A 24,787-nucleotide genomic window follows, 5' to 3' on the forward strand; every position below is an offset into this window, starting at 1 on the left:
CGTCCTCATAAGGCTCACGCCGCTTTTAGGGTTGGGCGCTGCGTGGCCAGATGCATGATGCGCTCCTGCGTCGCCTCGGCGGCGCTGAGTTCGCCGGTAATGCGGCCTTCGCACATCACGACGATACGGTTGCTCATGCGCAGAATTTCGGGCAGCTCCGACGAGATCATTACGATCGCCTTGCCCTCGTCCGCGAGCGCGCGCAGCAGCTTGTAGATTTCGCTCTTCGCGCCGACGTCGATACCGCGCGTGGGTTCGTCGAAGAACAGCACGTCGCAGTTGCGCTCCAGCCACTTCGCAATGACGATCTTCTGCTGGTTGCCGCCAGAAAGCAGCCGCACTTCCTGCGCGGCAGACGGCGTGCGAATGGCGAGCAGATTGATGAAATGGTTTGCGCGCCGGCGCATGCGCGCACGGCGCAGAAAAAAGCTGCACGACAGGAAGTGTCGCAGGTTCGACATGACGATGTTCGATTCGACGTCCATGCCGGTGGCAAGGCCGAAGCGCTTGCGGTCTTCCGACAGATAGCCGATACCGTGCGCCACCGCATCGCGCGGATGCCTGATCGACGCCCTCGCGCCCTTCACGAAGATCTCGCCGGACTCGACGGGGTCCGCGCCGAACACCGCGCGCGCGACCTCGGTGCGCCCCGCGCCCATCAAACCGGCAAAGCCGACAATCTCGCCCTGGCGCACCGTGAAACTCACGTCCCGCACGAGTGAGCCGGCGTTCAGGTTTCTCACTTCAAGCGCAGTTTCGCCTCGCGCCGCAACGTGGGCCGCGGGCGCCGCATCGCTTAACGTGCGCCCGACCATCATGCCGATAATCGCCTGAACGGTGGTGTTCGCGGCGTCGACGGTAGCCACGTACTCGCCGTCGCGCAGCACGGTGACGCGGTCGGCGATCTGCTTTAGCTCGTCCATCTTGTGCGAGATGTAGACGATGCCCACGCCGCGCGCTTTCAGTTCGCGAATGATGCGAAACAGCTCGGCAATTTCGGCGTCGTTTAGCGCAGAGGTGGGCTCGTCCATGATGAGCACGCGCGAGTCGAACGATAGCGCCTTCGCGATCTCGACCATCTGCTGACTGGCGACCGTGAGATCGCCGACCATCGCACGCGGATCGAGCTTCACATGCATGCGCGAGAGGATGTCGCGTGCCTGCGCGTTCAGCCTGTCTTCGTCGAGAAAGACGCCGAGCCGCCCGCGCGGCTCGCGGCCGATGAAGATATTTTGCGCGACAGTGAGATGATTCATCAGTTGGAGTTCCTGATGAATGATGCCGACGCCCACCGCTTGCGCGTCACGCGGACTCGAAAAATGGACCGGCTCGCCGTTCAGCAGGATGTCGCCCGAATCGCGCGAGTACACGCCGGCAAGAATTTTCATCAACGTGGATTTGCCGGCGCCGTTCTCGCCCATTAGCGCGTGGACTTCGCCAGCCATCAGTTCGAATTGGACGTTGTGAAGCGCCCGCACGCCGGGAAAGCTCTTGCTGAGCTTGCTGACGGAAATCAGCGGGGTCATGGCGCAAAGCCAATGGCGATTGCGCGGCAAACGCTCGTCTCAACCCGCGAGGCGGGACGCGATGGCGCCGCAGGGCGCGGGGTGGTTCGACTGTAATCGCAACGAGAAGCCAGGCACATTGCTGGACCCCAAACCGATGTGCGACGATTCTACGACGCCCGGCGGCAACGGCTCAAGTGCAGGCATTCCCGAGTGTCTGGAGTGGTTACGGGTGAAAAAGGCGGGAGTTGTGCAGAGTGTGGGATTGGGGCCGGGGTTTGGCGAGGTCCTGGACCCGAGCACCTGCGCGAGACTGCTGCGCATGCAATCTGAGGAGGTCCACAAGGGTGACATGTCGCATGTTGAGTCTATGCTATTCGCACAGGCGAACACGCTGGACATGATCTTTGGCCACCTCGCCCGCAAGGCGGCATTCAGCGAATACCTGAACCAGTTGCAGTCGGGCTCACCCTCAAGCTTCTATTGACGATGCCGTTAGTCTTCACATGGACGCAAATATCATCACCCAAGCCAAGGCATTCTTCAAATCGGCGAGCATTGCAGCAGAAGCCTGCGTTGTCGCGCGATACGGAGAGTTCGACATCTTCAAGGAAAAGCACTGTGCCGCATACGATGCCGCGCTGTTTCCGTTGCTCGCGGAGTACTTCGGCGAGATGACCCTGGACGAAGTCCTAAGCATCGTCGGGTGACACGATCCACGCTCAGTTCACGGCTTTCTGCAGATGATCTGATTCATGATGTCGCACAGCTCTCTCGCGCTTGCTGGATCAGGCAGCCGCGGGGGAGTGTCTGGTAGGGGGTTCGGAGTGGCGCATAGAGCCGCGGCCGTATGCCTAGTGCAAGAGACCCAAGCCCGTCCTCAGTGCGCTCATTATTTCCTCCCACGCCTTACGGGCGGCAACGAGCAACACTTCGGGTATCCGCCAGCACGGCCCGCTGCTCTCTCTCGTCGATCCCGCATTTGAGACACCAGCACTTCGAGCCGTTGGGCATGACTTCGAGGTGGATGCCTTGACTATCGGCCAGCTTAGAGGCCTTCTCACGGGGCCCGGCAGCGCGTTCGGCGGCATCGGCAAGCGGCATTCGGGTGTGGGGCATATTTGTGCCCAATGCATTGAAACCTGCCCCCAGCGATGCCCCACTTCCCTTGGGTCTCAATGGGAGACCATCGGCAATCTTGGCAAAGCGAAACGCCGCAAACCCTCGCCTTAGACGGTTTTAGTCAATCCAGGGAGGCGTTGGGAAACAGCATGGTGCCGGGGACCGGACTCGAACCGGCAAGCCGTGAAGCGGCGGATTTTAAGTCCGCTATGTTTACCAATTTCATCACCCCGGCGAGGGTGGGAAAACCGCGTGGACGCGCATTCTACCATTCGCCGCGCGGCCGACCAACCGGCCCGCAATCCGCCCGCCAACCGCCCAGTAAGCCGCCCGCCAGCCGCCTCGCCAACCCGCGAGGCCGTCACCTCCACATTCATCCGCCAGTCATAAACGTTCCCGATAATCCGCTGCGAAAACGTTTACAACCGAGCGGAAATCATGATCCCGACCATCAAGGACGTTGCTGCGCACGCGGGCTTTTCCATTGCGACGGTCTCGCGCGCGATCAACGCGCCGCACACCGTGAACCCCGTCACGCTCGACAAGGTCCGGCAATCCATCGACGCCCTGCAGTTCCGGCCCAGCCCGCTCGGCCGTCAACTGCGCGGCGAGCGCACGCGGCTGATCGGCGTGATCGTCCCGACGCTCGCCAATCCGGTGTTCGCAGAGTGCCTGCAAGGCATCGACGAACTCGCGGCGGCGCAAGGCTATCGGCTCATGCTGATGACCACGCAGTACGACGCCGACCGCGAACGCCGCGCGATCGAAACGCTGCGGGAACATCGCGTGGAAGGTCTCATTCTCACGGTCGCCGACGCCGACACGCATCCGCTGCTCGACGAGCTTGACCGGGACGGCCTGCTCTACGTGCTGATGCACAACGACACCGTGCGTCGTCCGTCGGTCTCCGTGGACAACCGCCTGGCCGCCTACGACGGCGTGCGCATGCTGATCGCGCACGGCCATCGCCGCATCCTGATGCTCGCCGGCACGCTCGCCGCTTCGGACCGCGCGCGTCAACGCCACCTCGGCTATGCGCAGGCCATGCAGCAGGCGGGCCTCACGCCCGCGCCCGCGCTCGAAGTCGATTTCAATGCCGACGAACTCGCGCCCTCCGTGCTCGCCCACCTGACGCACGGCGCCCAACGCCCGAGCGCGCTTTTCTGCAGCAACGATCTGCTCGCGATGGTCGTGATGCGCGGCCTGCGCCGTGCGCGTCTACAGATTCCGCGCGACATGTCGATTCTCGGCTTCGACGGCCTCGCAATGGGCGAACTGCTGTCGCCGCCGCTTGCGAGCGTCTGCGCGCCGAACCGCGAGATCGGCTGCGCGGCGTGGCGTCGGTTGCTCGCGCGCGTCACCGGCAGCCACGAACAGCTCGACGACTCGCCGCTCGCCTTGACGCTGCCGCACAGCCTGCGCGAAGGCGCGACCATTGCCGCGATTTCCGATCATGGCGGCCAACTCGCCACGCGTGCGGCCGCACGTTCTTCCTGAGTCCTCAGCATTTCGACCGACAAGACGCCACCACACAACAAGCATGAAACACCCGCTCATTTCTTCCTGGAGAACCGCAGTGACCCGCTCGTCAACACGACTGACATCGCCACTCATATCGCCGCTTATATCGCCGCTGAAACCGGCGATGCATCGCCTCGCGCGGTCCACCGTCGTCGCGCTGTGCGCCGGCGCGCTGATGACCGCCGCGCTTGCCGTCGTCATGCCACAAAGCGCCCGCGCGGAAGAAACCGCGATCTGCTACAACTGCCCGCCCGAATGGGCCGACTGGGCGAGCCAGATCAAGGCGATCCAACAGAAAACCGGCATCCGCGTGCCGTTCGACAACAAGAACTCGGGCCAGTCGATTGCGCAATTGATGGCCGAGCAGAAGAGCCCGGTTGCAGACGTGGTGTATCTCGGCGTTTCCTCGGCATTTCAGGCGAAGGACAAGGGCGTGGTCGAACCGTACAAGCCCGCGCACTGGAACGACATTCCCGCGAACCTGAAGGACCCGCAAGGCTACTGGTTCACGATCCACTCGGGCACGCTCGGCTTCTTCGTCAACAAGGACGCGCTCGAAGGCAAGCCGGTGCCGAGCTCATGGGCCGATCTGCTCAAGCCGGAATACAAAGGCATGATCGGCTACCTCGATCCGTCGAGCGCCTTTGTGGGTTACGCGGGGGCGGTGGCGGTGAACCAGGCGCTTGGCGGCACGCTGGATAACTTCGAACCGGGTCTCGACTGGTTCCGCAAGCTGAAGGCGAATGCGCCGATCGTGCCGAAGCAGACGGCGTACGCCCGCGTCATGTCCGGCGAAATTCCCATCCTGCTCGACTACGATTTCGACGCCTACCGCGCGAAGTACAAAGATCACGCCAACGTCGAATTCGTGATTCCGAAAGAAGGCACGATTTCCGTGCCATATGTGATGAGTCTCGTCAAAGGCGCGCCGCACGAAGCGAACGGCAAGAAGGTGCTGGACTTCGTGCTCTCCGACGAAGGCCAGAAGCTGTGGGCCGACGCCTATCTGCGTCCGGTGCGCGCGAACGCGATGAGCGCCGAAACCGCCGCGAAGTTTCTGCCGGCCAGCGAGTATGCCCGCGCCAAAGCAGTGGACTTCGGCAAGATGGCCGAGAAGCAGGCGAGCTTCGGCGAACGCTACTTGCAGGTGATGCATTGAACGACATCACGTTCCCGCTGCGCTGGCGCATCGCCTTGCTCGCGCCGGCACTGGCGGTTTTCATCGCATTTTGGCTGCTGCCCATGGGTGCGCTCGCGCAACTGAGCGGCGACGGCCACGCGTTCGCCACCTATCGCGCGATGCTCACGAATCCGCGCTACATGTCGAGTCTCGGCGCAACGGTGGTGTTGTCGGCGGCGGTCACGGCGGTCACGCTGGTGCTCTCCGTGATCGCCGGCCTGCTGCTCGCGCGCCGCGAATTCGCGTTCAAGCGCACGCTGCTCGCGTTGCTGACATTTCCACTCGCATTTCCGGGCGTGGTGGTCGGCTTCATGGTCATCATGCTGGCGGGCCGTCAGGGGCTAGTGGGCGCGCTCTCGCTGAAGCTCGCCGGCGACCGCTGGGTCTTTGCCTATTCGATGAGCGGGCTTTTTCTCGGCTACCTGTACTTCTCGATTCCGCGGGTGATCGTCACGGTAATGGCTTCGGCGACCAAACTCGATGCTTCGCTCGAGGAAGCCGCGCGTTCGCTGGGCGCGTCGCCCTGGCGCATTACACGCGACATCGTGTTGCCCGCTCTTTCGCCTGGCCTGATCGCGGCGGGCGCCGTGTGCTTCGCCACGGCAATGGGCGCATTCGGCACCGCCTTCACGCTGGCCACCGACATCGACGTACTGCCGATGACGATCTACACCGAGTTCACGCTCAACGCGAACATGGTGACAGCGGCAGGGCTCTCGATCGTGCTCGGCATCGTCACATGGGCGGTGCTCGCTCTTGCGCGCAGCATGAGCGGCTCGGCCGTGGCGGCGAGCGCATGAGCGGGGTCGACCACAACGCAGCAACACACATCCAAAGCAGGACGTTTGCATGAATTCGATCACTGCCGCCTCACAGGCGGCTCTTCCCAGGCGCCGCGTGCGCCTGGCTATGCCCGACGCCCGAGCATGGCTCGCGGCGGGCCAATGGTTCGTCACGCTGCTGCTGTGCGCGTTTCTGATCGTGCCGGTCGCCATGTCGATCCTCGCCGGTCTGACGGTCAACTACTTCAAGGGCATCTCGAGCGGCCTCACGTTGCGCTGGCTCGGCGAAGTGTGGACGCAATATCACGGCTCCGTGTTTCTTTCACTCGAAGTCGCGGCCGCCACGCTCGTCATCACGTTGTTGACGGGCGTGCCGGCGGGTTATGTGCTCGCGCGCAGCAAGACGCGGCTCTCGCGGGTCATCGAAGAGTTTCTGGTGCTGCCCATCGCGCTGCCTGGCCTTGCATCCGCGCTTGCGCTGCTCGTGGTCTATGGCGGCTTCACGATGTTTCGCATGAGCGTCGCATTTATCGTGGTGGGTCACGTGGTCTTCACGCTGCCGTTCATGGTGCGCGCGGTCGCCGCCGTATGCGCGAGCAGCGATCTGCGCACGCTGGAAGAAGGCGCGGCGAGTCTCGGCGCGAGCTTCGTGCAGCGCTTCATGACCATTGTGCTGCCCAATGCAAGGCCGGGCATCGTGGCGGGCGCCCTCGCGGTGCTGACGCTTTCCATCGGCGAATTCAATCTCACCTGGATGCTGCATACGCCCGACACCAAGACGCTGCCGGTCGGTCTCGCCGATACGTATGCGTCGTTGCGCATCGAAATAGGCAGCGCCTACACGATTCTCTTTTTCATCATGACGATGCCGCTGCTCGTCGCCATGCAATGGCTCGGCGTCGATGCAACCGGCCAGCGCACTGCGCGCAAGCACCGCGGCGCGGCTTCCACGACATCCACCACAACGCCATGACACTCGCTTTTGCTCCCTCTTCCGCTTCCGCTTCCGCTTCGGTTCCCATCACGCTCACGCAGTGCGCGAAGACATTTCGCGGCACACGTGTGCTCGAACCGGTCGATCTGCGCATCGAGGCTGGCGAGACGCTGGTATTGCTCGGTCCGTCCGGCTGCGGCAAGACCACCACGCTGCGCATGATCGCCGGCCTGGAGACGCCCGACGCCGGCGGCCGCATAGCGTTCGGCGACGACGACGTCACCGCGCTGCCCATCGAAAAACGTCAGGTCGGCATGGTGTTTCAAAGCTATGCGCTGTTTCCCAATCTGACGGTACGAGGCAACATCGGCTACGGCCTGAAAATCCGCCGCATGCCCGCTGACATCGCGCGAACACGTGTGGACGAATTGCTCGGCATGATGCGTCTCACCGCGCACGCGGACAAACCCATCGATCAACTGTCCGGCGGCCAGCGCCAGCGCGTCGCGCTCGCCCGCGCACTCGCCGTGCAGCCGCGCGTGCTGCTGCTCGACGAACCGCTGACGGCACTCGACGCCCGCCTGCGCGACGCACTGCGCAGCGAAATGAACACGCTGTTGCGCGAACTCGGCATCACCACCGTCTACGTCACGCACGATCAGGCCGAGGCGATGGAACTGGGCGACCGCATCGTCGTCATGAGCGCGGGTCGTATCGAGCAGATCGGCGCGCCGCGCGACATTTACTATCGCCCGGCGAATCGTGCAGTTGCGCAATTTGTCGGCACCATCAATCGCGTGGCAGGCGAGCGCCGCGGCAACCTGCTGACGACCACGGGCGGCGAGGTGCCGCTGCCGCCGGCGCAGCGGCACGCCGCGGCACAAGCCGATGCTAAGCACGAAATTTTCTTTCGCCCCGAGGACGCCTTCCTCGCCGACCCGGCTCGAGCGCAACTGCGCGGCACCGTGGAAAGCAGCGCATTTCTCGGCGAACGCACGCGCCTGACGATTCACGGCGCCGCTCCCGATGCGTTATTCGTCGACGTGGCAGGCCGTGTCGAGCTCGCACGCGGCACGCCGGTGGGCCTGTGCATCGGTCAGGACGCGCTGATTGCGCTATCGTAATGAAGCCGCGCTTTGCATTTGCGCGCAACCAACAGGACTACCCCATGCTGCTGGCTCAAATTAGCGATCTGCATATCAAACGGCCTGGCGCGCTCGCCTATCGCCGTGTCGATACCGCTGCGTATCTCACGCGCTGCATCGCCGCATTGAACGCACTCGATCCTCGCCCGGACGCCGTGATCGTGACAGGCGATCTCGTCGATCAGGGTGAAGCGCAACAGTACGAGCACCTGAAAGCGCTGCTCGCGCCGCTCGACATTCCCTACCTGCTGCTCGTCGGCAATCACGACGACCGCGCCGCGCTGCGCGCAGTCTTTCCGGAGCGCGCGGAGTTGCACAGCGGCGGCGAGTTCGTGCATTACGCGGTGGATGTCGGTCCGCTGCGTCTGATCGCACTGGATTCGATGGTGCCGGGCCAAAGCGCCGGCACGCTGTGCGACGCCCGGCTTGCGTGGCTCTCGGCACAACTCGATGCGGCGGGCGGCAAGCCGACTGTGGTCGCGCTGCATCATCCGCCGTTTGCTTGCGGCGTGGGACACATGGACAAACTGCGGCTCGATCCGCGCGCGGCTGACAGGCTCGCCGCGCTGATCGCGCGTTATCCGAACGTGGAGCGTGTGATCTGCGGACATGTGCATCGTCCGATGTTCGTGCGCTTTGGCGGCACCATTGCGTGCGCGGTGCCGGCGCCCGCGCATCAGGTGGCGCTCGATCTTCGCGACGATGCGCCGTCGGCGTTCATGATGGAGCCGCCCGCGTTTGCACTGCATCGCTACGACGCAGTGACCGGCATCGTCACCCATCACGCGTATGTGGACGCGGCCGACGGCCCTTACCCGTTCTATGAGCCCGAAGGCGCGCTGATCGACTGAACGCGCCTTCGGGCTCAAAACGCGCTCAACGGTTGACGAAGGTCTGACGCACGCGCCGCGACAGCCTGAAATACGGTATGCCGAGCGCGGCAGCGACAAGCGCCTGCAGAAGACCTTCGAACGGAATCGCGATGTGAATGCCGATGGCGTGCGTCATGTAATCGCTCAGCAGATACGCGCCTGTACGGATCGCGAGAATGGTTCCGAGCCACGCCTGCACGTGGGTCGGCAAGCGCGCCGACCTGCGCCGCGTGAGCAGCGCGAGCCAGCCGATGCCCGCCACCATGAATGCGCCGATCAGCACGTCGAAGGCGGTCATCGCCATCACCGTGCGATACCAGCCGTGCGTGCCAGCGCGCACGGAAACGGCGAGCAGTTCCCATTCGAGCATCAGGTGCAGCGAGTCGCGCATCGCCCATGCGGTGACGAACGCCCACGCGGCGAGAGCAAGCAGCGCGATGAGCAGGCAGCCGCCAATGCGCCGCGGCGCGGCTTCGGCATGTGCGTGACGTCGGGTCGTGGACAGATTGGGTTGTTTCATCGAATCGTGCGAAGTGGGTCGGATAGCGCGGCGATTCTACGAACCCCAGCCCAGCAAATCGCGCATTTTTGTCACAAGCGCGAGACGCTGTGAGCTCGCGTGCGAGTTGGCATGCGAGTTGGCATGCGAGGTGCCATGCGCAGCTCGCCGCGGACGGGCCGCCGTGCGCGGGCCGCCCGCACCTTGCGCAAGCTGGCCAGCGGGCCAGCACGATCCGATTGGCTCCGGTATGATCGGCACGCTTGAGGACCGCGCATGAGCCGGTCCGCTCACTGCCTCCTGTCATGTCCACGTCCAACGCGTCCACCCCCGCTTCCGCCGACCGGTCGCTGCGCGGCCTCCTGCTTCTGCTTGCCACCATTGCCGGCGTGGCGGTCGCGAACATCTATTACAACCAGCCGCTGCTCGATAACCTGCGGCACTCGTTTCCCGACAGCGCGTCGTGGGTCGGCGTGGTGCCGGCCGTCACGCAACTCGGCTACGCCGCCGGCATGTTGCTGCTGGCGCCGCTTGGCGACCGCTTCGACCGGCGCGCGCTGATTCTGCTGCAAACCGCCGGCCTATGCGTCGCGCTGGTAGTGGCGGCGGCCGCGCCGGCGCTGCCGGTGCTGGTCGCCGCGAGCCTCGTGATCGGCGTGCTCGCCACCATCGCGCAGCAAGCGGTGCCGTTCGCCGCCGAACTCGCGCCGCCCTCTGAACGCGGCCATGCGGTGGGCACCGTCATGAGCGGCCTGCTGCTCGGCATTCTGCTCGCGCGAACGGCTGCGGGCCTGGTCGCGCAATACTTCGGCTGGCGCGCGGTGTTCGCCGCCTCGGTGGTCGCGCTGCTGGCGCTCGCGGTGGTCATCGTCTTGAGGTTGCCGAAAAGCAAGCCCACCTCCACGCTGCCCTACGGCAAGCTGCTGTTGTCGATGTGGCATCTGGTCGTCGAACATCGCGCGTTGCGCGAGGCTTCTCTGACCGGTGCGGCGATGTTCGCTGCATTCAGCATCTTCTGGTCGGTGCTCGCGTTGCTTCTGGCCGGCCCGCCCTTTCATCTCGGACCGCAGGCCGCGGGTCTGTTCGGCATTGTCGGCGCGGCGGGCGCGCTCGCGGCGCCGCTTGCCGGCAAGTTCGCGGACCGGCGCGGACCGCGCACGATCATTACGCTGTCAATCGTGCTGGTGGCGATCTCCTTCGTGATCTTCGGCGTTTCGGCCACCAGCATTACCGGGCTCGTGATCGGTGTGATCGTGCTGGACGTGGGCGTGCAGGCCGCGCAGATTTCGAACCAGTCGCGCATCTACGCATTGAAACCCGACGCGCGCAGCCGCGTGAATACCGTGTACATGGTCGCGTATTTCATTGGTGGCGCACTCGGCTCGGGCGTAGGCGCCGCGGTGTGGCCGGTGTTCGGATGGGTGGGCGTGAGCGTCGCGGGTCTGCTGTTCGCGGGCCTTGCCGCATGGAATCATCTGGCGTTGCAGACCAACGCGAAACAATAACGAGGCGTGCGCCTAGCCGTGGCTTCGGGCAAACGCGTATTCGTGCAGCGCGTCGATGACGCGGTCGAATTCGAACGACTTGTCGTAGAAGTGCCGCACGCCATACTGTTCGCAGCGCTCGCGATACGCCGGCAATGCGTGATTGGTGAGCACCGCCGCGAACACGGAGTCGATCAGCCCTTCGCGCTGCAGATAGGCCAGCACGGGCACGCCTGAACCGCGCTTGAGCTGCAGATCGACTATCACCGCGTCGAATGCTTCGTCGCCAAGGAGCGCAATGGCTTCGTCTGCCGAATCGGCATACGCGGCCACGCGCAGCGAACCCGACGCGTCGATGGCTTCCACCAGGCTGCGGCGGATCAGCGGCGAATCTTCGATAAGCAGCACGCGCAACGGTGCGCGGCTGGCTGACTCGGCAAGGATGTTCGATTCGCTGTTCATCGGGATCTCTCGATCGTCCATTATTCGATCAAGCCGTTCTTGATCGCGTAGTAGGTGAGATCGGCATTATTCGCCAACCGCATCTTCTCGAGCACGCGAGCCCGGTACGTGCTCACCGTTTTCACGGACAGGTGCAACTCCTCGGCGATCTGGGTGGGAATCTGCCCTGCGGCCAGCTTGCAGAAAATCTGGAACTCGCGCTCCGAGAGCGCCTCGTGCGGCCGCGCCGCCGCCGGTTTGTCGAGATTGTCGGCCAGCGTGTCGGCCACGGCCTCCGACAGATAACGATGCCCGCGCGCCACCGCACGAATCGCACGCACGATCTCGTCCGGCTCGCAGTCCTTGTTCAGATAACCGTTCGCGCCCGCGCGCAGCAGGTTGATCGCGTACTGGCTCTCCGGGTAGCCGGAAAGAATCAGCACGCCCTGCTCGGGGCGCACCTGCTTGATCACGCGCAGGGTGTCGATGCCGTTCTTGTCCGGCATGGCAATATCGAGCAGCACGACGTCGAAGGCCTGCTCGCGCACGAGGCTGATCGTCTCGTCGCCGGTCGCGGCTTCCGCCGCGACGCACATATCCGGCTCGTCGGCCACGAACTGTCTGAAACCCCCTCGGACGATCGCGTGATCGTCAGCTATCAACACTCGAATCATCGGCTTTGTGTCCGTACGATGGCGTCGCCCCGAAGCAGACATTGTAATGATGTCGCGGCGCATGTCGACGCGCCGCAAGTCCGCGCGCCGCCCTTCCCGTCCGTCCGGCCTGCAGACATCATCGCGGCCGCCGCTGCCGGCCGGCCGCTCGCCTTGCGGGGCACACTCACTCGCGGCCCTCGAGCAGATCGGCCATGTCGTCCGCATGCTCTTCCTCGACCGCGAGGATCTCTTCGAACAGACGCCGCGTCGTGACGTCCTTCTCGCCGAGATAGCGGATGATCTCGCGATACGTGTCGATCGCGATGCGCTCGGCGACCAGGTTCTCGCGAATCATGTCCGTGAGATTCTCGCCTTCCTTGTACTCGGAATGCGCACGCGTCTTCAGGCCGTCCGGCGCGAAGTCGGGCTCGCCGCCAAGCTGCACGATGCGCTCGGCAATACGGTCGGCGTGCTCCTGCTCTTGCGCGGCGTGCTCCGCGAATTCGGCGGCCACGGCCTCCGAATTGATGCCCTTCGCCATGAAGTGATGCCGCTTGTAGCGCAGCGTGCAGACAATTTCGGTTGCGAGCGCGTCGTTCAGCAGTTTGAGCACCGTCTCGCGATTCGCGCCGTAGCTTTGCGTAACGGGACCGTCCGACATGTGCTTGCGGGCGTCGTCGCGGATCTTCTGAATGTCCATCACGAACGGGTCGCTCGAGCCGGATGCCGCGCCTTGCGCGCCAGGTGTGTTCGCCATTGAGTTTCTCCTTTATCCGTATTGGGGGAATGCGCGCATCGGGAGCCGCGCCCGCGACGCGCCGTGAGGGTTACGCTCAGGTCTACGTTCGGAACACGCCGAGCAGCAGCGTGACCACGAACACGACGAGGAAAATGTAGAACAGAATCTTCGCGATTTCGGCCGCGCCTGCCGCGATGCCGGTGAAACCGAACACCGCTGCAATGATGGCGATGACAAAAAAGACGATGGCATAGTGAAGCATGGCAACTCTCCTTCTTGTTGGTATCGGCGTGAATTCTCGTGCACCTGCGTGGTGTCAGCACCGCCTCGCCTTGCCCTTGTCGGGGCGCCTGCTCAAAACAAAAGGCAAAGGCGAAAGCGAAAAGGCGAAGCGGCGCTAATCGACAATTTTTTTCGTCACCACGAAGCCGAGCACGAGGAACACCACGCACAGAATCACAAACACCACGAACAGGAACTTCGCGATGGCCGCCGCGCCCGCAGCAATGCCGGTAAAGCCAAGAAGGCCGGCTATCACCGCGATGACGGCGAAAAACAACGCCCACTTCAGCATGATGGCTTCCTCCTGAAACAGTGAATGGGATCAGGGTTCATCCTAGCCACGAGCGGCGCTGCGCGCATTCCGACGCGCTCCGGTTTTCGTGTGAGAATCCGCTTACATTGGATTACGGCAGCGTTACGCCGCGCGCACGGGCCGGGCGCCGCGCCCCCGCCCGGGCTCGCGCGAGCACGGCGTCGAACGCTACACTGATGCCTGTCCAGGGAGCTGAACTTGTCAAACGTGCACAATGCACCTCACGCACCTCACGCACCTCACGCACCTCACGCGCCCGGTTTGCCGAACGACGCGCCATATGAACCACCGCATGAAGCGGCGGGCCAGACCGCGAACCGCGCGACCGGCGACGCGCCGCCGCCGGCCGCACGGTTCGCGGCGCGGCTGAGCGCGTGGATGCGCGCACGCAGCTGGGCCATTGCGATGACCGTGGCAATCGTGATCACGGTGGGCGGGCTCGTCATTCTGGAGACCGCGCGCGAGCGCATCGCCGCCGAGTACGAAACAGCCCTCGAAGCGCGCGACGTCACCGTGCAACTGAGCGCGCTGGCGAGCCAGCTTTCGCACTTGAGCGCGCAGCAAAGCGAGTTTCTTCTGACGAAGCGCGACGACGCCGCCCACGGGTTTTGCGCGACGGCCGCGCGCATCCGCGCCAGCGAAGAGCCGTTGCAGCGCTTTTACGTCAGTCCGAAAGCCGACAGCGCCGAGCTTGCGAGCTTCACGCAGATTCGCGCGCTGATCGACGCACGCATCGGCGCGGGCGCGGCGGCTCTGCAGCGCGCCGCGCCGCATCCGCTCGATCTCGCCGCTTGCGGCGGCACGAGCGGCGCGCAACCTGTCGACGCGGCGCTGGTCGACAGCACGCTAAGCCTGCTGCGCGACAACGAAGAGCGCCGTGCGCAGCACGCGCTCGCCGCAAGCCGCGCCGACCAGCGCATCTCGACACTGTGCGCGGCGGGACTCTCGGCGTTGAACATCGTGTTGTTCATTCTGCTGTTCCGCAATCTCGGCATTCAGATCGACAGACAGGCACGCGTGCAGCGTCAATTGATTACGCAGCAAGGCGAGCTCGACCAGTTGGTGAACGAGCGCACGCGTCAACTGGAGGCGCTCGGCTGGCATTTGCAGGCCGTCAGCGAAAACGAAAAGACCCAGCTTGCGCGCGAATTGCATGACGAACTCGGCGCGATTCTGACCGCGAGCAAGATGGATGTCGCATGGGCGAACCGCAAGCTGAAGGACAGCGCTCCGGAAATCTCGGAGAAACTGCGCCGCGCGCTCGCCAATCTGGACCAGGGCATTGCGCTCAAGCGCCGCATCATCGAGGACATGCGCCCCACCGTGCTGGCGAACTTCGGTCTCGTGACCGCGCTGCGCACACTCGCCGACGAAGCCGCGCAGCGCAACAACTGGACACTGAACCTGCAGCTTCCCGCAGACGACATTCAACTCGACGAGCAGACGGAAATTGCGCTTTTCCGTGTCGCGCAGGAGTCGCTCACCAACGCCGCGAAATATGCGCGCGCCTCGCAGGTGTCGATCGGCCTGCACGTTGGGGAAGGCTTCGTCACGCTCGACATTGCCGATAACGGCGTGGGCATCATGCCGGCCGATCTGAAGCGCACGCACACGCACGGGCTGCTCGGCATGCGTCAGCGCGTCGCCGCACATGGCGGGCGCTTCGACATCCGTCGGGGCGTGCCTGGCGGCACCGACATTCATGTCGTCATGCCGAGCACCAGCACCGCTGCGCAGCCCGGCAGCGACGCGTCGCCGGCCCCGCTGCGCACACCGATCTAGGCGCGCTTCAACGGGGCCGAACGCAACGGGGCCGAACGCGTGGTTGTAGGAGTGCGCCGACGCGAACACCAGAGCGCACCTACAACAAAATCGCAGCGCAGCCGACAGCGCCGCACACGCCCTTTTTTTACCATGCAATCAGACCGGATCGACTGGCGCAAGCCACGGTCGGCAGCTAGCAGAGCCGCTAGCGGGACACGTCAACCGATACCTTCTCGACAAGGAGAACTTCCATGAATCGACTGATCGCTTTGCTCCTCATCGCAGGCACGGCCGCGCTCGCCGGCTGCAACACGATGGCAGGTGCCGGCCAGGACATCTCCAAGGGTGGCGACGCCCTCACCAACCAGGCTGAAAAGGCGAAGTAAAGCGCCGCGGGTTGAAGGCCGTGCGCCTCGCGGGCGCAGGGCCTATCGCCGTAATGCATCATCTAGCCCGCTGCGGGACACCGCAGCGGGCTTTTTCATGGGTTGCCGAAGGCGAAGCGAACGCGCGCAGGAGGTTGCGTCGGCACCTTGCGCGCGCCGGCCAGCAGCGCGCATCGCGAGAAACAGTCTGCAAAAACAAAGCGGCGACCCACTTGCGTGGATCGCCGCCCCGTCCTCCCCAGGACTTGCCGCTATGCCATGCGCTGCAATGCGCGCATGCTTGCTAGCGAGCTTATGCGCCCGTCAGCGTATTCGAGAGTTCGACACTCGGTGTGCTCGTGTTGCCGTTCTGCACGATCAGCAGATGAATCTGCCCGACTGCGAGCTGGCTCAACGCGCCGCCGATCGGCACCGACGTAATGAGCCAGTCGGCGTTGTTCGACAGCGTGAACGCCTGCGACTGGTAGATCGGCGTCTTGCTGCCCGCCGCCGTCGCGATCAGCACATACTGGCCGCCCGAGACATAGATCGAATCCTGGCCGCTTGCCGGCACGGCGTTCTTGAACGCGACGCCGGCCATGGTCGGCGAAACGTTGCTGATGTTCGTGTTGCTGGCCTGCACGAGATAGAGGTCGAGATTCGGCGCGTTGCCCGACGCGTTGAAGCCGCGCACGCGTGCGCTGTTGGACAGCAGGCCCTTGTCGAACGGATCGTCGATCAGGCCGATGTCCGGCGTTGCCGTGCCCGGCAGCGCGAGCACCGTATATTCGTGACCCTTCGCGACGTTCGGGAAGTTGCCGCTCGCAAGCGGGGTCGTCGTGCCGGTCGCGGCATAGGCGACGTTCGTCGAGCCTGTGTTGATGTTGGTGAAGTTCGTCACGCCCTTATACGAAACATTCGTCTGTCCCGACGGTGCGTTGCCGTTGACGAGGAAATCCACCGCGGGTCCGCTGGGAATCGCGTGCACGAAGTGGATTTGCGGATTGGTGAGGCCGAGCTCCTTGCCTACGTCGTCGGAGCCGCCGCCGCATGCGCTCAGCACGGATGCAACGGCAATCATGGCCGCCATGGTTCGAATCAGTTTCATTGTGGTCACCTATCTCGATGTCGGGCTCTCCGCCCATTCATATGCGGGCGCATGCTCGGGACTTCGCCATCAGAAACCGTGCTCGGCAATTGTTCGCACGGTCTCTTTGCGGCTGTCCTGGGCGTTGCACTCCCTCCTATCCCTGCGCGCCGCGGCCTTTTAATCAAGGCGCACCGCGGTCCAAGTCGATGGACGCACCCAATGAGCAATGCCTGTGCCGCGACCATCGAATTGGCTTATGACGGCGCGAGAATGTCTTGATGGACAATATTCCGCGCGCATTAGAACCTTTCCTCAGATGGTGGGCACGGCGACGCGGTGTATCGTTCGTGCGCCCCCCCATACTTACAACGGCAGCCTGTATGTCTTACCAACGCTTACTCGCTGAACTCGACCTCGGCTTCACCCGCTTGCGCAACCGCGTGGTAATGGGCTCCATGCATACGGGCATGGAAGACCGCTTCTGGAATTATGCGAAGCTTGCCGAATACTTTCGCGAGCGCGCCAGGGGCGGCGTCGGCCTGATCATTACCGGCGGTATCTCGCCGAATCGCGAGGGTTGGCTGCTGCCGTTCGGCGGCACGCTGAACTCGGTGTTCGATCTGCGCAATCATCGGCGGCTCACGCAAGCAGTTCACGAAGAAGGCGGCAAGATCGCAATGCAGATCCTGCATGCAGGTCGCTACGGTTATCAGCCGTTGGTTGTGTCCGCATCGGCTTTGAAGTCGCCTATCTCCAGGTTCAGGCCGCGCGCGCTCAGCATTCGCGGCATAGAGCAAACCGTGCGCGACTACGCCCGCTGCGCAAGGCTCGCGCAGCGCGCCGGCTACGACGGCGTCGAGATCATGGGTAGCGAAGGCTATCTGCTCAACCAGTTCCTCTGCCCGCGCACCAACCGGCGCACCGACCGCTACGGCGGCAGCATCGAGAACCGCATGCGCCTCGCGCGCGAGATCGTCGAGCGGGTGCGCGCGGTGTGCGGCGAGCGCTTCATCGTGGTGTACCGGCTCTCGCTGATCGATCTGGTGGAAGGCGGCAATACGTGGGAGGAAACCGTGCAGGTCGCCCGCGCACTCGAAGCGGCCGGCGTGACCCTGTTCAACACGGGAATCGGCTGGCATGAGGCGCGCATTCCCACCATCGTCACCTCGGTGCCGCGCGCCGCGTTCGCCGCATTGAGCGCGCGGCTCAAAGCCGCCGTGAACGTGCCGGTGATCGTCTCGAACCGCATCAACACGCCCGAAGTCGCGGAGGCGTTACTCGCCGACGGCGCGGGCGATCTGGTTTCGATGGCGAGGCCGCTGCTCGCCGATCCCGACTTCGTGCTGAAAACCGCCGAGGGCCGCGCGCACGAAATCAACACATGTATTGCGTGCAATCAGGCTTGCCTCGACCATACGTTCAGGAATCAGCGCGCGAGCTGCCTCGTCAATCCGCGCGCGGGACACGAAACGGAACTGGTGTACCGGCCTGTTGCGAATCCGCACAAGGTGCGCTCGGTCGCCGTGGTCGGCGCGGGGCCGGCGGGACTGTCGGCGGCCACCGTGGCGGCCTCGCGCGGGCATCGCGTGACGCTGTTCGATGCGGCCGCAACGATCGGCGGTCAGTTCAATCTTGCGATGCGCGTGCCGGGCAAGGAAGAGTTCAGCGAAACCATCCGCTATTTCCGCAGCCAGTTGGAGCGGCATGGCGTCGACGTACGGCTCGGCACGCGCGTGGACCCCGCGCTGCTCGCGGCGGGCGCCTACGACGACATCGTGATTGCGACCGGCATCGTGCCGCGGCGGCCGGCAATTCCTGGCATCGACGCGCCCCATGTGCTGTCGTATGTCGATGTGCTGCGCGGCGCGCCGGTGGGGCGCCGGGTCGCGGTGATCGGCGCGGGCGGCATCGGCTTCGACGTGAGCGAGTTTCTGCTGCACCGCGCGGACGAGCCGCTTCCGGTGCCGCTCGACACGTGGCTCGACGAATGGGGCGTGGATCTGTCGGTAAGCGCGCGCGGCGGTCTCAAGACGCCCGCGCCAGCCCAGCCGCCGCGGCAAATCTGGCTGCTGCAGCGCAAGTCAGGCAAGCTCGGCGCGGGCCTCGGCAAGACCTCCGGCTGGGTGCATCGTGCGACGCTCGCAAGAAACGGCGTGACGATGCTCGCAGGCGTCTCTTACGTGACCATTGAGGCGCGGGGTTTGAAGATTGCGCGCGGCGGTGTCGAAGAGTGGCTCGACGTAGACAACATCGTGGTATGCGCCGGGCAGGAATCGCTGCGCGATCTGCACCCGGGCGAGTTTGTGCCGGGAAAAGCCGCGCACGTGAGCGGCGCGCGCTACCACGTGATAGGCGGCGCGGCGCTCGCCACGGAACTGGACGCGAAACGCGCAATCCGCGAAGGCGCGGAGCTGGCCGCGCGGCTTTAGCGCGGCGGCCACGAGCGCTCGTATGCGGTCCCGGTTCTGCGTCGCGGAGAACCGCCCGCATCAAGCAAGCCCTTTCTTCCGGTAATCGAGCCAGAAAGACAGACCCACGCTCACGAGAATCACCACGGTTGCAATCACCGTGGAATGGGTGACCGGCTCACCGAGCAGCAGCGCACCAAGCGCCACCGCCACGACCGGATTCACGTACATGCAGCTGCTCGCGATAATCGGGCTCGTGTGCCGGATCAGGAAACCGTAGGCAACGTAGGCGGCCATCGTGCCGATCAGCATCAGGTAGATGAACGCCAGCACCGGCAGGAAATGCACTTCGAGCATCCGTTCGCCGGAGACCCACGCGACCATTGTCGACATCGCGCCGCCCAGGCCGATTTGCAGCGACGTCGAGAGAAACAGGTCGGACGGCAGTTTGAGGCGGCTCGCGAGATGGGCGCCGCCCGCCCAGAAGAGCGCGCCGCAGAGGATGGCGAGACTGCCCCCTGCCGATCCCGGCGCGCTGTCGCCGTGGCTCAGAATCGCGATGCCGACGAGCCCGAGCGCCACCGCGAACCACTCGCCTTTGCCGATCTTGCGCCCGGCCACCGCCGCAATCACCGTTGCAAAGAGCGGTACGGTGGCAACCATGACCGCCGCCGTACCGGTTCCGACAGTGCGCATGCCGTAGGCCAGCATGCCGCTCGACAAGCCGACCAGCATCGTGCCGACGAGCCCGGCGTTGCGAATTTCCGCGAAGCTCGGCCATACCGGGTTGCGGCGCGCCGCGAACGCAAAGAGACCCACACCCGCGAACAGATTGCGCAGGCCCGACATCAGCAGAGGCGGAAACGAGCCGAGTGCGACGTGCACGGCGAGATAGGTCGAGCCCCACACCAGATACACGACACCGAGCGCGAGCGCAATCTGGCCGTTGCGCGAGCGCGGCAAACGGATCGGGAAACCACGTGAAAACCAGCCTGAGAGTTCCTGCGACATACCGTCAACCCGCCGACGCCGTTCGGAATTCCCGCTGCGGGGACGGCGGACACCGCATCGGCGATGCGGACAAACGGGCGAGGCTGGCGGACATGATGGTGGAGCGAAGGGCGATGGTTGGCTAACAGAGAAAGCCATACGGAACTGCGTAGCCGTGCCGGTTGTTGCGGCGGGTTCGCGGCTCGCGCGCCGAAAATCCGCGGCGCGCAGCATCGCATTATGCAGTAAGCGCCCCTTGCGCCAGGCGAAAGAATCGTAACTTTTGGTGCGTATGCAACAAAAAGCCGGGGCCACGCGGGCCCCGGCTTTGCACCTTCACGCGCGCCGCACCTGGCAGTCTATGCGGCGCGCATCCGGACAGGCACGGCGCTGCATCGCACTGGGTGGCAGCTTGCCCGCGTCGCGGCCTGTCGCTGGGCTGCTCAATTGCTCATCGCGCCCGACGCCTCGTGCTTCATGCCCATCGCGTCGCCCTTTTTCATCTTGTCGTGCTTCATGGCGTCTTTTTTCATGTGGTCTTTGGACATCGCGTCTTTCGACATGCCGTCCTTCGACATCGCATCATGCGACATCGCGCCGTCGGACATAGCGCCGCTTGCCTGGGCGAATGCGCCTGCGCTGCTCAGAAATGCGAAGGCGACTGCTGCGATTGCAAACTTCTTCATGGGATCACTCCGTTTGTTGTGGATCAATCGAACCGGCTCGAGCCGGCATATTTCCGAAGCTCCTGCCATCCGGGATCGGCGAGGCGCGCGCGGCGCATACGCGATCCGCGCGCGTCAGGAGCCTCCGAACCAGTTGTAACCCTGGTCGACCCAATAGCCGCCAGGGTAGGTGTTGGTGACGAACATCTCGACGATGTGCTTGGGATTCTTGTAGCCGAGCTTGGTCGGCATGCGCAGCTTCATCGGGAAGCCGTATTTCGCGGGCAGTTGCTCGCCGTCGTACGAGAAGGTGAGCAGCGTCTGCGGATGCAGCGCGGTGGGCATGTCGATGCTTTCGTAGTAGTCGTCCGCGCATTTGAAGCCGACGTATTTCGCGGTCGTGTCAGCGCCTATGCGCCGCAAAAAATCGCCGAAGGGCGTGCCGCCCCAGCGGCCGATCGCGCTCCACCCCTCCACGCAGATGTGCCGCGTGATCTGCTCGGCGTGCGGCAGCGCGTACAGCTCGGGCAAGGTCCACACGCGCTGGCCGGTTACGAGGCCGCTGACCTTCAGCTTGTAGCCGGATGCGTCGACGTGCGGCACTTCGTCGATACCGTAGTACGCATTGAACGGGAATGGCCGGGTGATCTGCGCCTCCGTGTAAGTCGGCGCGAGCAGCTTCGGATCGAACAACGCAGCTTGCGCGCGATCGTTCAGACGCGACACGGCGACAAGAAACTTGTTGACCGACTCGTCGTCGGTGAGCGAGCAGCCGGTCAGCAGCGACAGGCCGCCTAGCGACAGCAACTGCTTGCCGAACAGACGCCGCGACGGCATGGAAAGCTCGCGCCTTGCATCGATCAGAATCGACTCGCGGTCCAGCTTGCCGGTGGGCTCGCGCCGCGACGTGTCAGATGGCTTCTTCATGATTCGGTATCCGTAATATTCGAACTTTGCGCTTGATGGGGGCTCAACGTCCACTCCGCGTCCACTCCGCGTCCACTCACCGTCCGCGCAACATGGCGAGCAGCGAGCGCGGCACGAGCGCCACCATCGCGAGATGCACGACAATGAACGCGGCCATCAGCGCCATCGCACAGAAATGGACAACGCGTGCGTTGTCATAGCCGCCCATCAGTTCACGCAGCAGCGGGAACTGCACCGACTTCCAGATCGCGAGCCCGGACAGTACCAGCACGATCAGATCGAAAACGACGAACAGGTAGGCAAATTTCTGCACCGCGTTATAGACGCGCAGATCGGCGTGCGAGAGCTTGCCCGTCAACGCGGCGACGAAATCGCGCCACACCGCGCGCGGCGTGAGCGGCAGGAACTTGCGCGCAAAACGCCCGCTCACGAGGTTCAGCGCGATGTAGATCAAACCGTTCGCCACCAGCAGCCACATTGCGGCAAAGTGCCATTGCAACGCACCGCCGAGCCAGCCGCCCAGCGTGATTTGCGTTGGAAAGCTGAACGACGCGAAAACCGGCGACGCGTCGTAGATGCGCCAGCCGGACAGCATCATCAGAATCGCGGCGAGTGCGTTCAGCCAATGCGTGATGCGCACCCATCGCGGATGAATCGCGCCGCTTGCAGGCGCGGCGGGCGGCGCGGCGCCGCGAACGATATGAGGCGTTGTCATGACAATCTCCTGTAGTTCACGACGCGCTCAGGGGCAGAAGGCCAGTTCGGCCACTTGCAGCACGTCGCCGGTTGCGGCGTTTTCAACGAACGCGACCACGCCGGCCTGCCCGGCATTGATGCGGTGGTCGCCAGTGCGTGCGGCGTCGTCGAGGCGGATGTCGCGGCGAATCTGCGCCGTGCCGCCAACGAGCGGCACCGGCCCGATCCATTGCCGCGCGACCCTTTCGTGATGTAAGGTCGCGCCGCGGTTTTCTCCCGCGCCGACTTGCGAGCTCAGCGCGTTTTCGTACACCGCGACGTATGCATTGAGCGGTGCCGTTTTGTCGGTCGTCGCGCTGTCGAAACGAGCGGCGACATCGAACGCAGCATTGCCGGGCCGCGGCTTGATGACCAGTGCAACGTCGGCTTTCGAGGGCTCGGCAATCAGCTTGCCGACACGGCTCTGGAAATTGTTGTCCGGCTGCGACCAGCTCCGCAATTCGCGGCCCGCTACGAAAACTTCGGGCGTGTAGATCGTGTGGCCGCCCGCAAGATTCGCAAGCGTCTGCTGACGCTCGGTGAAACGGTGTTGCGAGAAGCGGTCGGTCCAACCGAGGCTGTTCCAGTAGTCGACGTGCAATGCGAGCGGCACGACGCTTTGCGTGGAACCGCTGTTTTTCCATTGGCCGAGCCACGCGTCGGCGGGCGGGCAGCTATTGCAGCCTTCGCTGCTGTAAAGCTCGACGAGCGCAACCCGATGTGCCGGGCTGTGCGTGCTGCACATGGCGCCCGCAGCGCTCGCGACGCCGCTCGCACACAGCAGCGTGAGCGCGGTGACGAGTGCGACGGCGCGCTGTAGCGGCTGACGCCGCTGTTGCATATGACACTTGCGCTGGCTGTGCTGCGTGTGTTGCGTGCATTGCTTGAAGACTGATTGCATGACGTGCTCCGCTCAGGATCTGGACGTTTGTCGAAGCACGCAGCCGGTTATGACACCGCTTAGCAAAATTTTTTTATGCCTCGCGTTTGCCAGCCGACGCGGCGAGTGCTCGCGCCTTCTCGCCGGCTTCAACCGCCTCAAAACCTACAGCAACGAAAGCTTCGCCAAGGCGGCTGAAAGACGCCGTGCTAACATGCCCCTACCGTTCGCGCTGCTTCGCCATGTGGCTTTCGTCATTCGAATTCGCGGCGCGACGTTCACTCCATTCGATATCCGACTGCCCTTCATGCGTCTGCCGACCTCACGCTCCCTCACCCGCTTGCGCCGTTGCCGCGCGACCGGCTGCGCGCGCGTGCAGTGCGCGCCGCAAGGGGCCGGCGAACGTTTGCGAACGCTTTCGCCGACAACGGCACCGCTTCCCGCCGCCCGGCACTCCGACTGACGCTGTTCGCTTTCCTGCCGAGCCGCGTTGTCCCTCAAGGGACTGTCGGGGCGCCGGGCGATCGATCACATCATCAGGATGTCTTCTCGTATAGAGATTGCAGCCGCACTGCAGGCCGATTGCAGCCGTCTGGCAGTTCTCTTGCATTTCTCTCGCAGTTTCTTGCAGCCGCCGTATGGCAGATTCGAACCGGAGTACCCGCCGTGAAAACCACCCGCAAAACCAAGCAGTGTTATCTCACCGAACTCGACGTCGCCCGTCTTGAGAAGCACGCGGCCGCGCCGGGCGCGCCTGCCCGCTTCCAGGAAATGCTCGACGACGTGCTGGAGCGCGCCGTGATCGTCGACTCGCGCGAGATTCCCGCCAACGTGCTAACGATGAATTCGCAGGCCACGCTCGTCGACGAAGCAAGCGGCGAGCATATGACGTGGACCGTCGTCTATCCGCCCGAGGCCGACTTCGCGCACGGCCGCCTGAATGTGTTCTCGCCGGTGGGCCTCGCGCTGCTCGGCGCAAAGCGCGGCGAGCAGATTCGCTTCATGCCGCCAAGCGGCGACGAAAAAGTGCTGAAGCTTGAAAAAATTCTGTATCAGCCCGAAGCCGCCGAAGACTTCACACGCTAGTCGTTCAGTGCGGCTGCGGACCGCGCGTGCTGCAACGCGTCATGAGCGGTGGGCCGCGTCAAATAAAAGAATAGTTCGTGAATGGCGCGGCAACGGCGTTGCGTCGGAGGCGCCTTCTGGCCCGCGAGCAGAACGCCGCGCCACGGCCGCTGTGCCCGCACAGCATCGCGCATGGGTTGCCAAGCGGCGCCCGGCCGGTGTATTGTGTGCGCTGCTAACGCGGGGGTCCTGCGCAGCACGGGAGTTGGAGGTCCGTGCCATGTGGGTGAGAAATACCCTTTGAACCTGATCTGGATAATGCCAGCGCAGGGAAGCGTACGGATTTCGCACCGCAGCTCCAGGCTTTACTCCTCGCGAATTCCGACTACTTCCATCTCGTCTCCTGCTTAGCGGCCCCACATT

At 64.2% G+C, this 24,787-nt stretch carries 27 protein-coding genes, 1 tRNA gene and 1 riboswitch; of the genes, 14 read left to right on the forward strand and 14 right to left on the reverse strand.

All coding sequences use genetic code 11. The features are described 5' to 3' along the window. Positions 1-14 precede the first annotated feature (14 nt). Positions 15-1,526, reverse strand: coding sequence for a sugar ABC transporter ATP-binding protein (locus JNB89_RS08810; RefSeq protein WP_220361930.1), 1,512 nt, complete (start codon positions 1,524-1,526; stop codon positions 15-17). Between JNB89_RS08810 and JNB89_RS08815 the strand changes: the two genes are divergently transcribed. Continuing rightward, the gene (locus JNB89_RS08815) at positions 1,492-1,992 is read left to right on the forward strand and encodes a hypothetical protein (RefSeq protein WP_220361984.1); all 501 of its coding nucleotides are present in this window, start codon (positions 1,492-1,494) and stop codon (positions 1,990-1,992) included. The genes JNB89_RS08810 and JNB89_RS08815 overlap by 35 nt on opposite strands. Before the next feature lie 19 nt (positions 1,993-2,011). Then, entirely contained in the window at positions 2,012-2,215 is a 204-nt protein-coding gene (locus JNB89_RS08820) for a hypothetical protein (protein ID WP_013338715.1), read from the forward strand. 562 nt (positions 2,216-2,777) lie between these two features. On the opposite strand, the gene JNB89_RS08825 is transcribed toward JNB89_RS08820, so the two are convergent. Further along, positions 2,778-2,862, reverse strand: a tRNA-Leu gene (locus tag JNB89_RS08825). A gap of 203 nt (positions 2,863-3,065) precedes the next feature. Between JNB89_RS08825 and JNB89_RS08830 the strand changes: the two genes are divergently transcribed. From JNB89_RS08830 to JNB89_RS08855, 6 genes are all read left to right on the forward strand, one after another. Beyond that, entirely contained in the window at positions 3,066-4,124 is a 1,059-nt protein-coding gene (locus tag JNB89_RS08830; RefSeq protein ID WP_220361931.1) for a LacI family DNA-binding transcriptional regulator, read from the forward strand. A gap of 79 nt (positions 4,125-4,203) precedes the next feature. After that, positions 4,204-5,307: an ABC transporter substrate-binding protein gene (locus JNB89_RS08835; protein ID WP_431026584.1), complete on the forward strand. Its 1,104-nt coding sequence runs from the start codon at positions 4,204-4,206 to the stop codon at positions 5,305-5,307. Further along, complete coding sequence (locus JNB89_RS08840; RefSeq protein ID WP_220361933.1) at positions 5,304-6,128, forward strand: ABC transporter permease; 825 nt, start codon at positions 5,304-5,306, stop codon at positions 6,126-6,128. Before JNB89_RS08835 ends, JNB89_RS08840 begins: the two co-directional genes overlap by 4 nt. Positions 6,129-6,177: 49 nt before the next feature. Next, entirely contained in the window at positions 6,178-7,083 is a 906-nt protein-coding gene (locus JNB89_RS08845) for an ABC transporter permease (RefSeq protein ID WP_220361934.1), read from the forward strand. Further along, positions 7,080-8,168: an ABC transporter ATP-binding protein gene (locus JNB89_RS08850; protein ID WP_220361935.1), complete on the forward strand. Its 1,089-nt coding sequence runs from the start codon at positions 7,080-7,082 to the stop codon at positions 8,166-8,168. Before JNB89_RS08845 ends, JNB89_RS08850 begins: the two co-directional genes overlap by 4 nt. Positions 8,169-8,212: 44 nt before the next feature. Further along, positions 8,213-9,040 (forward strand): phosphodiesterase, encoded by an 828-nt coding sequence (locus JNB89_RS08855; protein ID WP_135893351.1) that lies wholly within the window; start codon positions 8,213-8,215, stop codon positions 9,038-9,040. A gap of 25 nt (positions 9,041-9,065) precedes the next feature. Here JNB89_RS08855 and JNB89_RS08860 read toward each other — a convergent pair whose 3' ends face one another. Beyond that, positions 9,066-9,581 carry a DUF2569 family protein gene (locus tag JNB89_RS08860; protein WP_220361936.1) on the reverse strand — a complete coding sequence of 172 codons (516 nt, stop codon included), beginning with the start codon at positions 9,579-9,581 and terminating at the stop codon, positions 9,066-9,068. Positions 9,582-9,865: 284 nt separating this feature from the next. On the opposite strand from JNB89_RS08860, the gene JNB89_RS08865 reads away from it, so the two are divergent. Continuing rightward, positions 9,866-11,065 carry an MFS transporter gene (locus JNB89_RS08865; RefSeq protein ID WP_220361937.1) on the forward strand — a complete coding sequence of 400 codons (1,200 nt, stop codon included), beginning with the start codon at positions 9,866-9,868 and terminating at the stop codon, positions 11,063-11,065. Positions 11,066-11,077: 12 nt separating this feature from the next. On the opposite strand, the gene JNB89_RS08870 is transcribed toward JNB89_RS08865, so the two are convergent. The 5 genes from JNB89_RS08870 to JNB89_RS08890 all read right to left on the reverse strand — a co-directional run bounded on the left by JNB89_RS08870 (position 11,078) and on the right by JNB89_RS08890 (position 13,454). Next, a complete protein-coding gene (locus tag JNB89_RS08870; RefSeq protein WP_041728756.1) occupies positions 11,078-11,506 on the reverse strand; it encodes a response regulator in 429 nt (142 codons plus the stop codon). Positions 11,507-11,526: 20 nt separating this feature from the next. After that, positions 11,527-12,159, reverse strand: coding sequence for a response regulator (locus JNB89_RS08875; RefSeq protein WP_013338705.1), 633 nt, complete (start codon positions 12,157-12,159; stop codon positions 11,527-11,529). Positions 12,160-12,325: 166 nt separating this feature from the next. Continuing rightward, positions 12,326-12,898 carry a ferritin-like domain-containing protein gene (locus tag JNB89_RS08880; protein ID WP_220361938.1) on the reverse strand — a complete coding sequence of 191 codons (573 nt, stop codon included), beginning with the start codon at positions 12,896-12,898 and terminating at the stop codon, positions 12,326-12,328. An 82-nt stretch (positions 12,899-12,980) separates the two neighbouring features. Next, a complete protein-coding gene (locus JNB89_RS08885; protein WP_006052455.1) occupies positions 12,981-13,142 on the reverse strand; it encodes a DUF1328 domain-containing protein in 162 nt (53 codons plus the stop codon). Positions 13,143-13,277: 135 nt separating this feature from the next. Further along, on the reverse strand, positions 13,278-13,454 hold the full coding sequence (locus JNB89_RS08890) for a DUF1328 domain-containing protein (RefSeq protein WP_013338703.1): 177 nt from the start codon (positions 13,452-13,454) through the stop codon (positions 13,278-13,280). Between the two features lie 219 nt (positions 13,455-13,673). On the opposite strand from JNB89_RS08890, the gene JNB89_RS08895 reads away from it, so the two are divergent. Both JNB89_RS08895 and JNB89_RS08900 read left to right on the forward strand, forming a co-directional pair. Then, positions 13,674-15,257 (forward strand): sensor histidine kinase, encoded by a 1,584-nt coding sequence (locus tag JNB89_RS08895; RefSeq protein ID WP_222858921.1) that lies wholly within the window; start codon positions 13,674-13,676, stop codon positions 15,255-15,257. A 233-nt stretch (positions 15,258-15,490) separates the two neighbouring features. Then, on the forward strand, positions 15,491-15,625 hold the full coding sequence (locus tag JNB89_RS08900) for an entericidin A/B family lipoprotein (protein ID WP_006052452.1): 135 nt from the start codon (positions 15,491-15,493) through the stop codon (positions 15,623-15,625). Between the two features lie 292 nt (positions 15,626-15,917). Here the strand turns inward: JNB89_RS08900 and JNB89_RS08905 are convergent, their stop codons facing one another. Further along, on the reverse strand, positions 15,918-16,712 hold the full coding sequence (locus JNB89_RS08905; protein WP_220361939.1) for a DUF4397 domain-containing protein: 795 nt from the start codon (positions 16,710-16,712) through the stop codon (positions 15,918-15,920). Positions 16,713-17,074: 362 nt separating this feature from the next. On the opposite strand from JNB89_RS08905, the gene JNB89_RS08910 reads away from it, so the two are divergent. Then, positions 17,075-19,123 (forward strand): NADPH-dependent 2,4-dienoyl-CoA reductase, encoded by a 2,049-nt coding sequence (locus JNB89_RS08910; protein WP_220361940.1) that lies wholly within the window; start codon positions 17,075-17,077, stop codon positions 19,121-19,123. Between the two features lie 60 nt (positions 19,124-19,183). Here the strand turns inward: JNB89_RS08910 and JNB89_RS08915 are convergent, their stop codons facing one another. The 5 genes from JNB89_RS08915 to JNB89_RS08935 form a co-directional block, all read right to left on the reverse strand. Continuing rightward, entirely contained in the window at positions 19,184-20,113 is a 930-nt protein-coding gene (locus JNB89_RS08915; RefSeq protein WP_013338698.1) for an EamA family transporter, read from the reverse strand. A 422-nt stretch (positions 20,114-20,535) separates the two neighbouring features. Further along, positions 20,536-20,778 (reverse strand): pentapeptide MXKDX repeat protein, encoded by a 243-nt coding sequence (locus tag JNB89_RS08920; protein WP_135893346.1) that lies wholly within the window; start codon positions 20,776-20,778, stop codon positions 20,536-20,538. A 114-nt stretch (positions 20,779-20,892) separates the two neighbouring features. After that, the gene (locus tag JNB89_RS08925; protein WP_013338696.1) at positions 20,893-21,684 is read right to left on the reverse strand and encodes a molybdopterin-dependent oxidoreductase; all 792 of its coding nucleotides are present in this window, start codon (positions 21,682-21,684) and stop codon (positions 20,893-20,895) included. 76 nt (positions 21,685-21,760) lie between these two features. Next, a complete protein-coding gene (locus tag JNB89_RS08930) occupies positions 21,761-22,399 on the reverse strand; it encodes a cytochrome b/b6 domain-containing protein (protein WP_013338695.1) in 639 nt (212 codons plus the stop codon). A 27-nt stretch (positions 22,400-22,426) separates the two neighbouring features. Beyond that, positions 22,427-23,260 carry a DUF1223 domain-containing protein gene (locus tag JNB89_RS08935; protein ID WP_220361981.1) on the reverse strand — a complete coding sequence of 278 codons (834 nt, stop codon included), beginning with the start codon at positions 23,258-23,260 and terminating at the stop codon, positions 22,427-22,429. 109 nt (positions 23,261-23,369) lie between these two features. Between JNB89_RS08935 and JNB89_RS08940 the strand changes: the two genes are divergently transcribed. Both JNB89_RS08940 and JNB89_RS08945 read left to right on the forward strand, forming a co-directional pair. Beyond that, the gene (locus JNB89_RS08940; protein ID WP_220361941.1) at positions 23,370-23,762 is read left to right on the forward strand and encodes a hypothetical protein; all 393 of its coding nucleotides are present in this window, start codon (positions 23,370-23,372) and stop codon (positions 23,760-23,762) included. A gap of 203 nt (positions 23,763-23,965) precedes the next feature. After that, a complete protein-coding gene (locus tag JNB89_RS08945; RefSeq protein ID WP_135893344.1) occupies positions 23,966-24,385 on the forward strand; it encodes a GreA/GreB family elongation factor in 420 nt (139 codons plus the stop codon). A gap of 211 nt (positions 24,386-24,596) precedes the next feature. Then, a riboswitch (TPP riboswitch) is annotated at positions 24,597-24,715 on the forward strand. Positions 24,716-24,787 lie beyond the last annotated feature (72 nt).

Source organism: Paraburkholderia phenoliruptrix (assembly GCF_019511605.1).
Lineage (GTDB): Bacteria > Pseudomonadota > Gammaproteobacteria > Burkholderiales > Burkholderiaceae > Paraburkholderia > Paraburkholderia phenoliruptrix_A.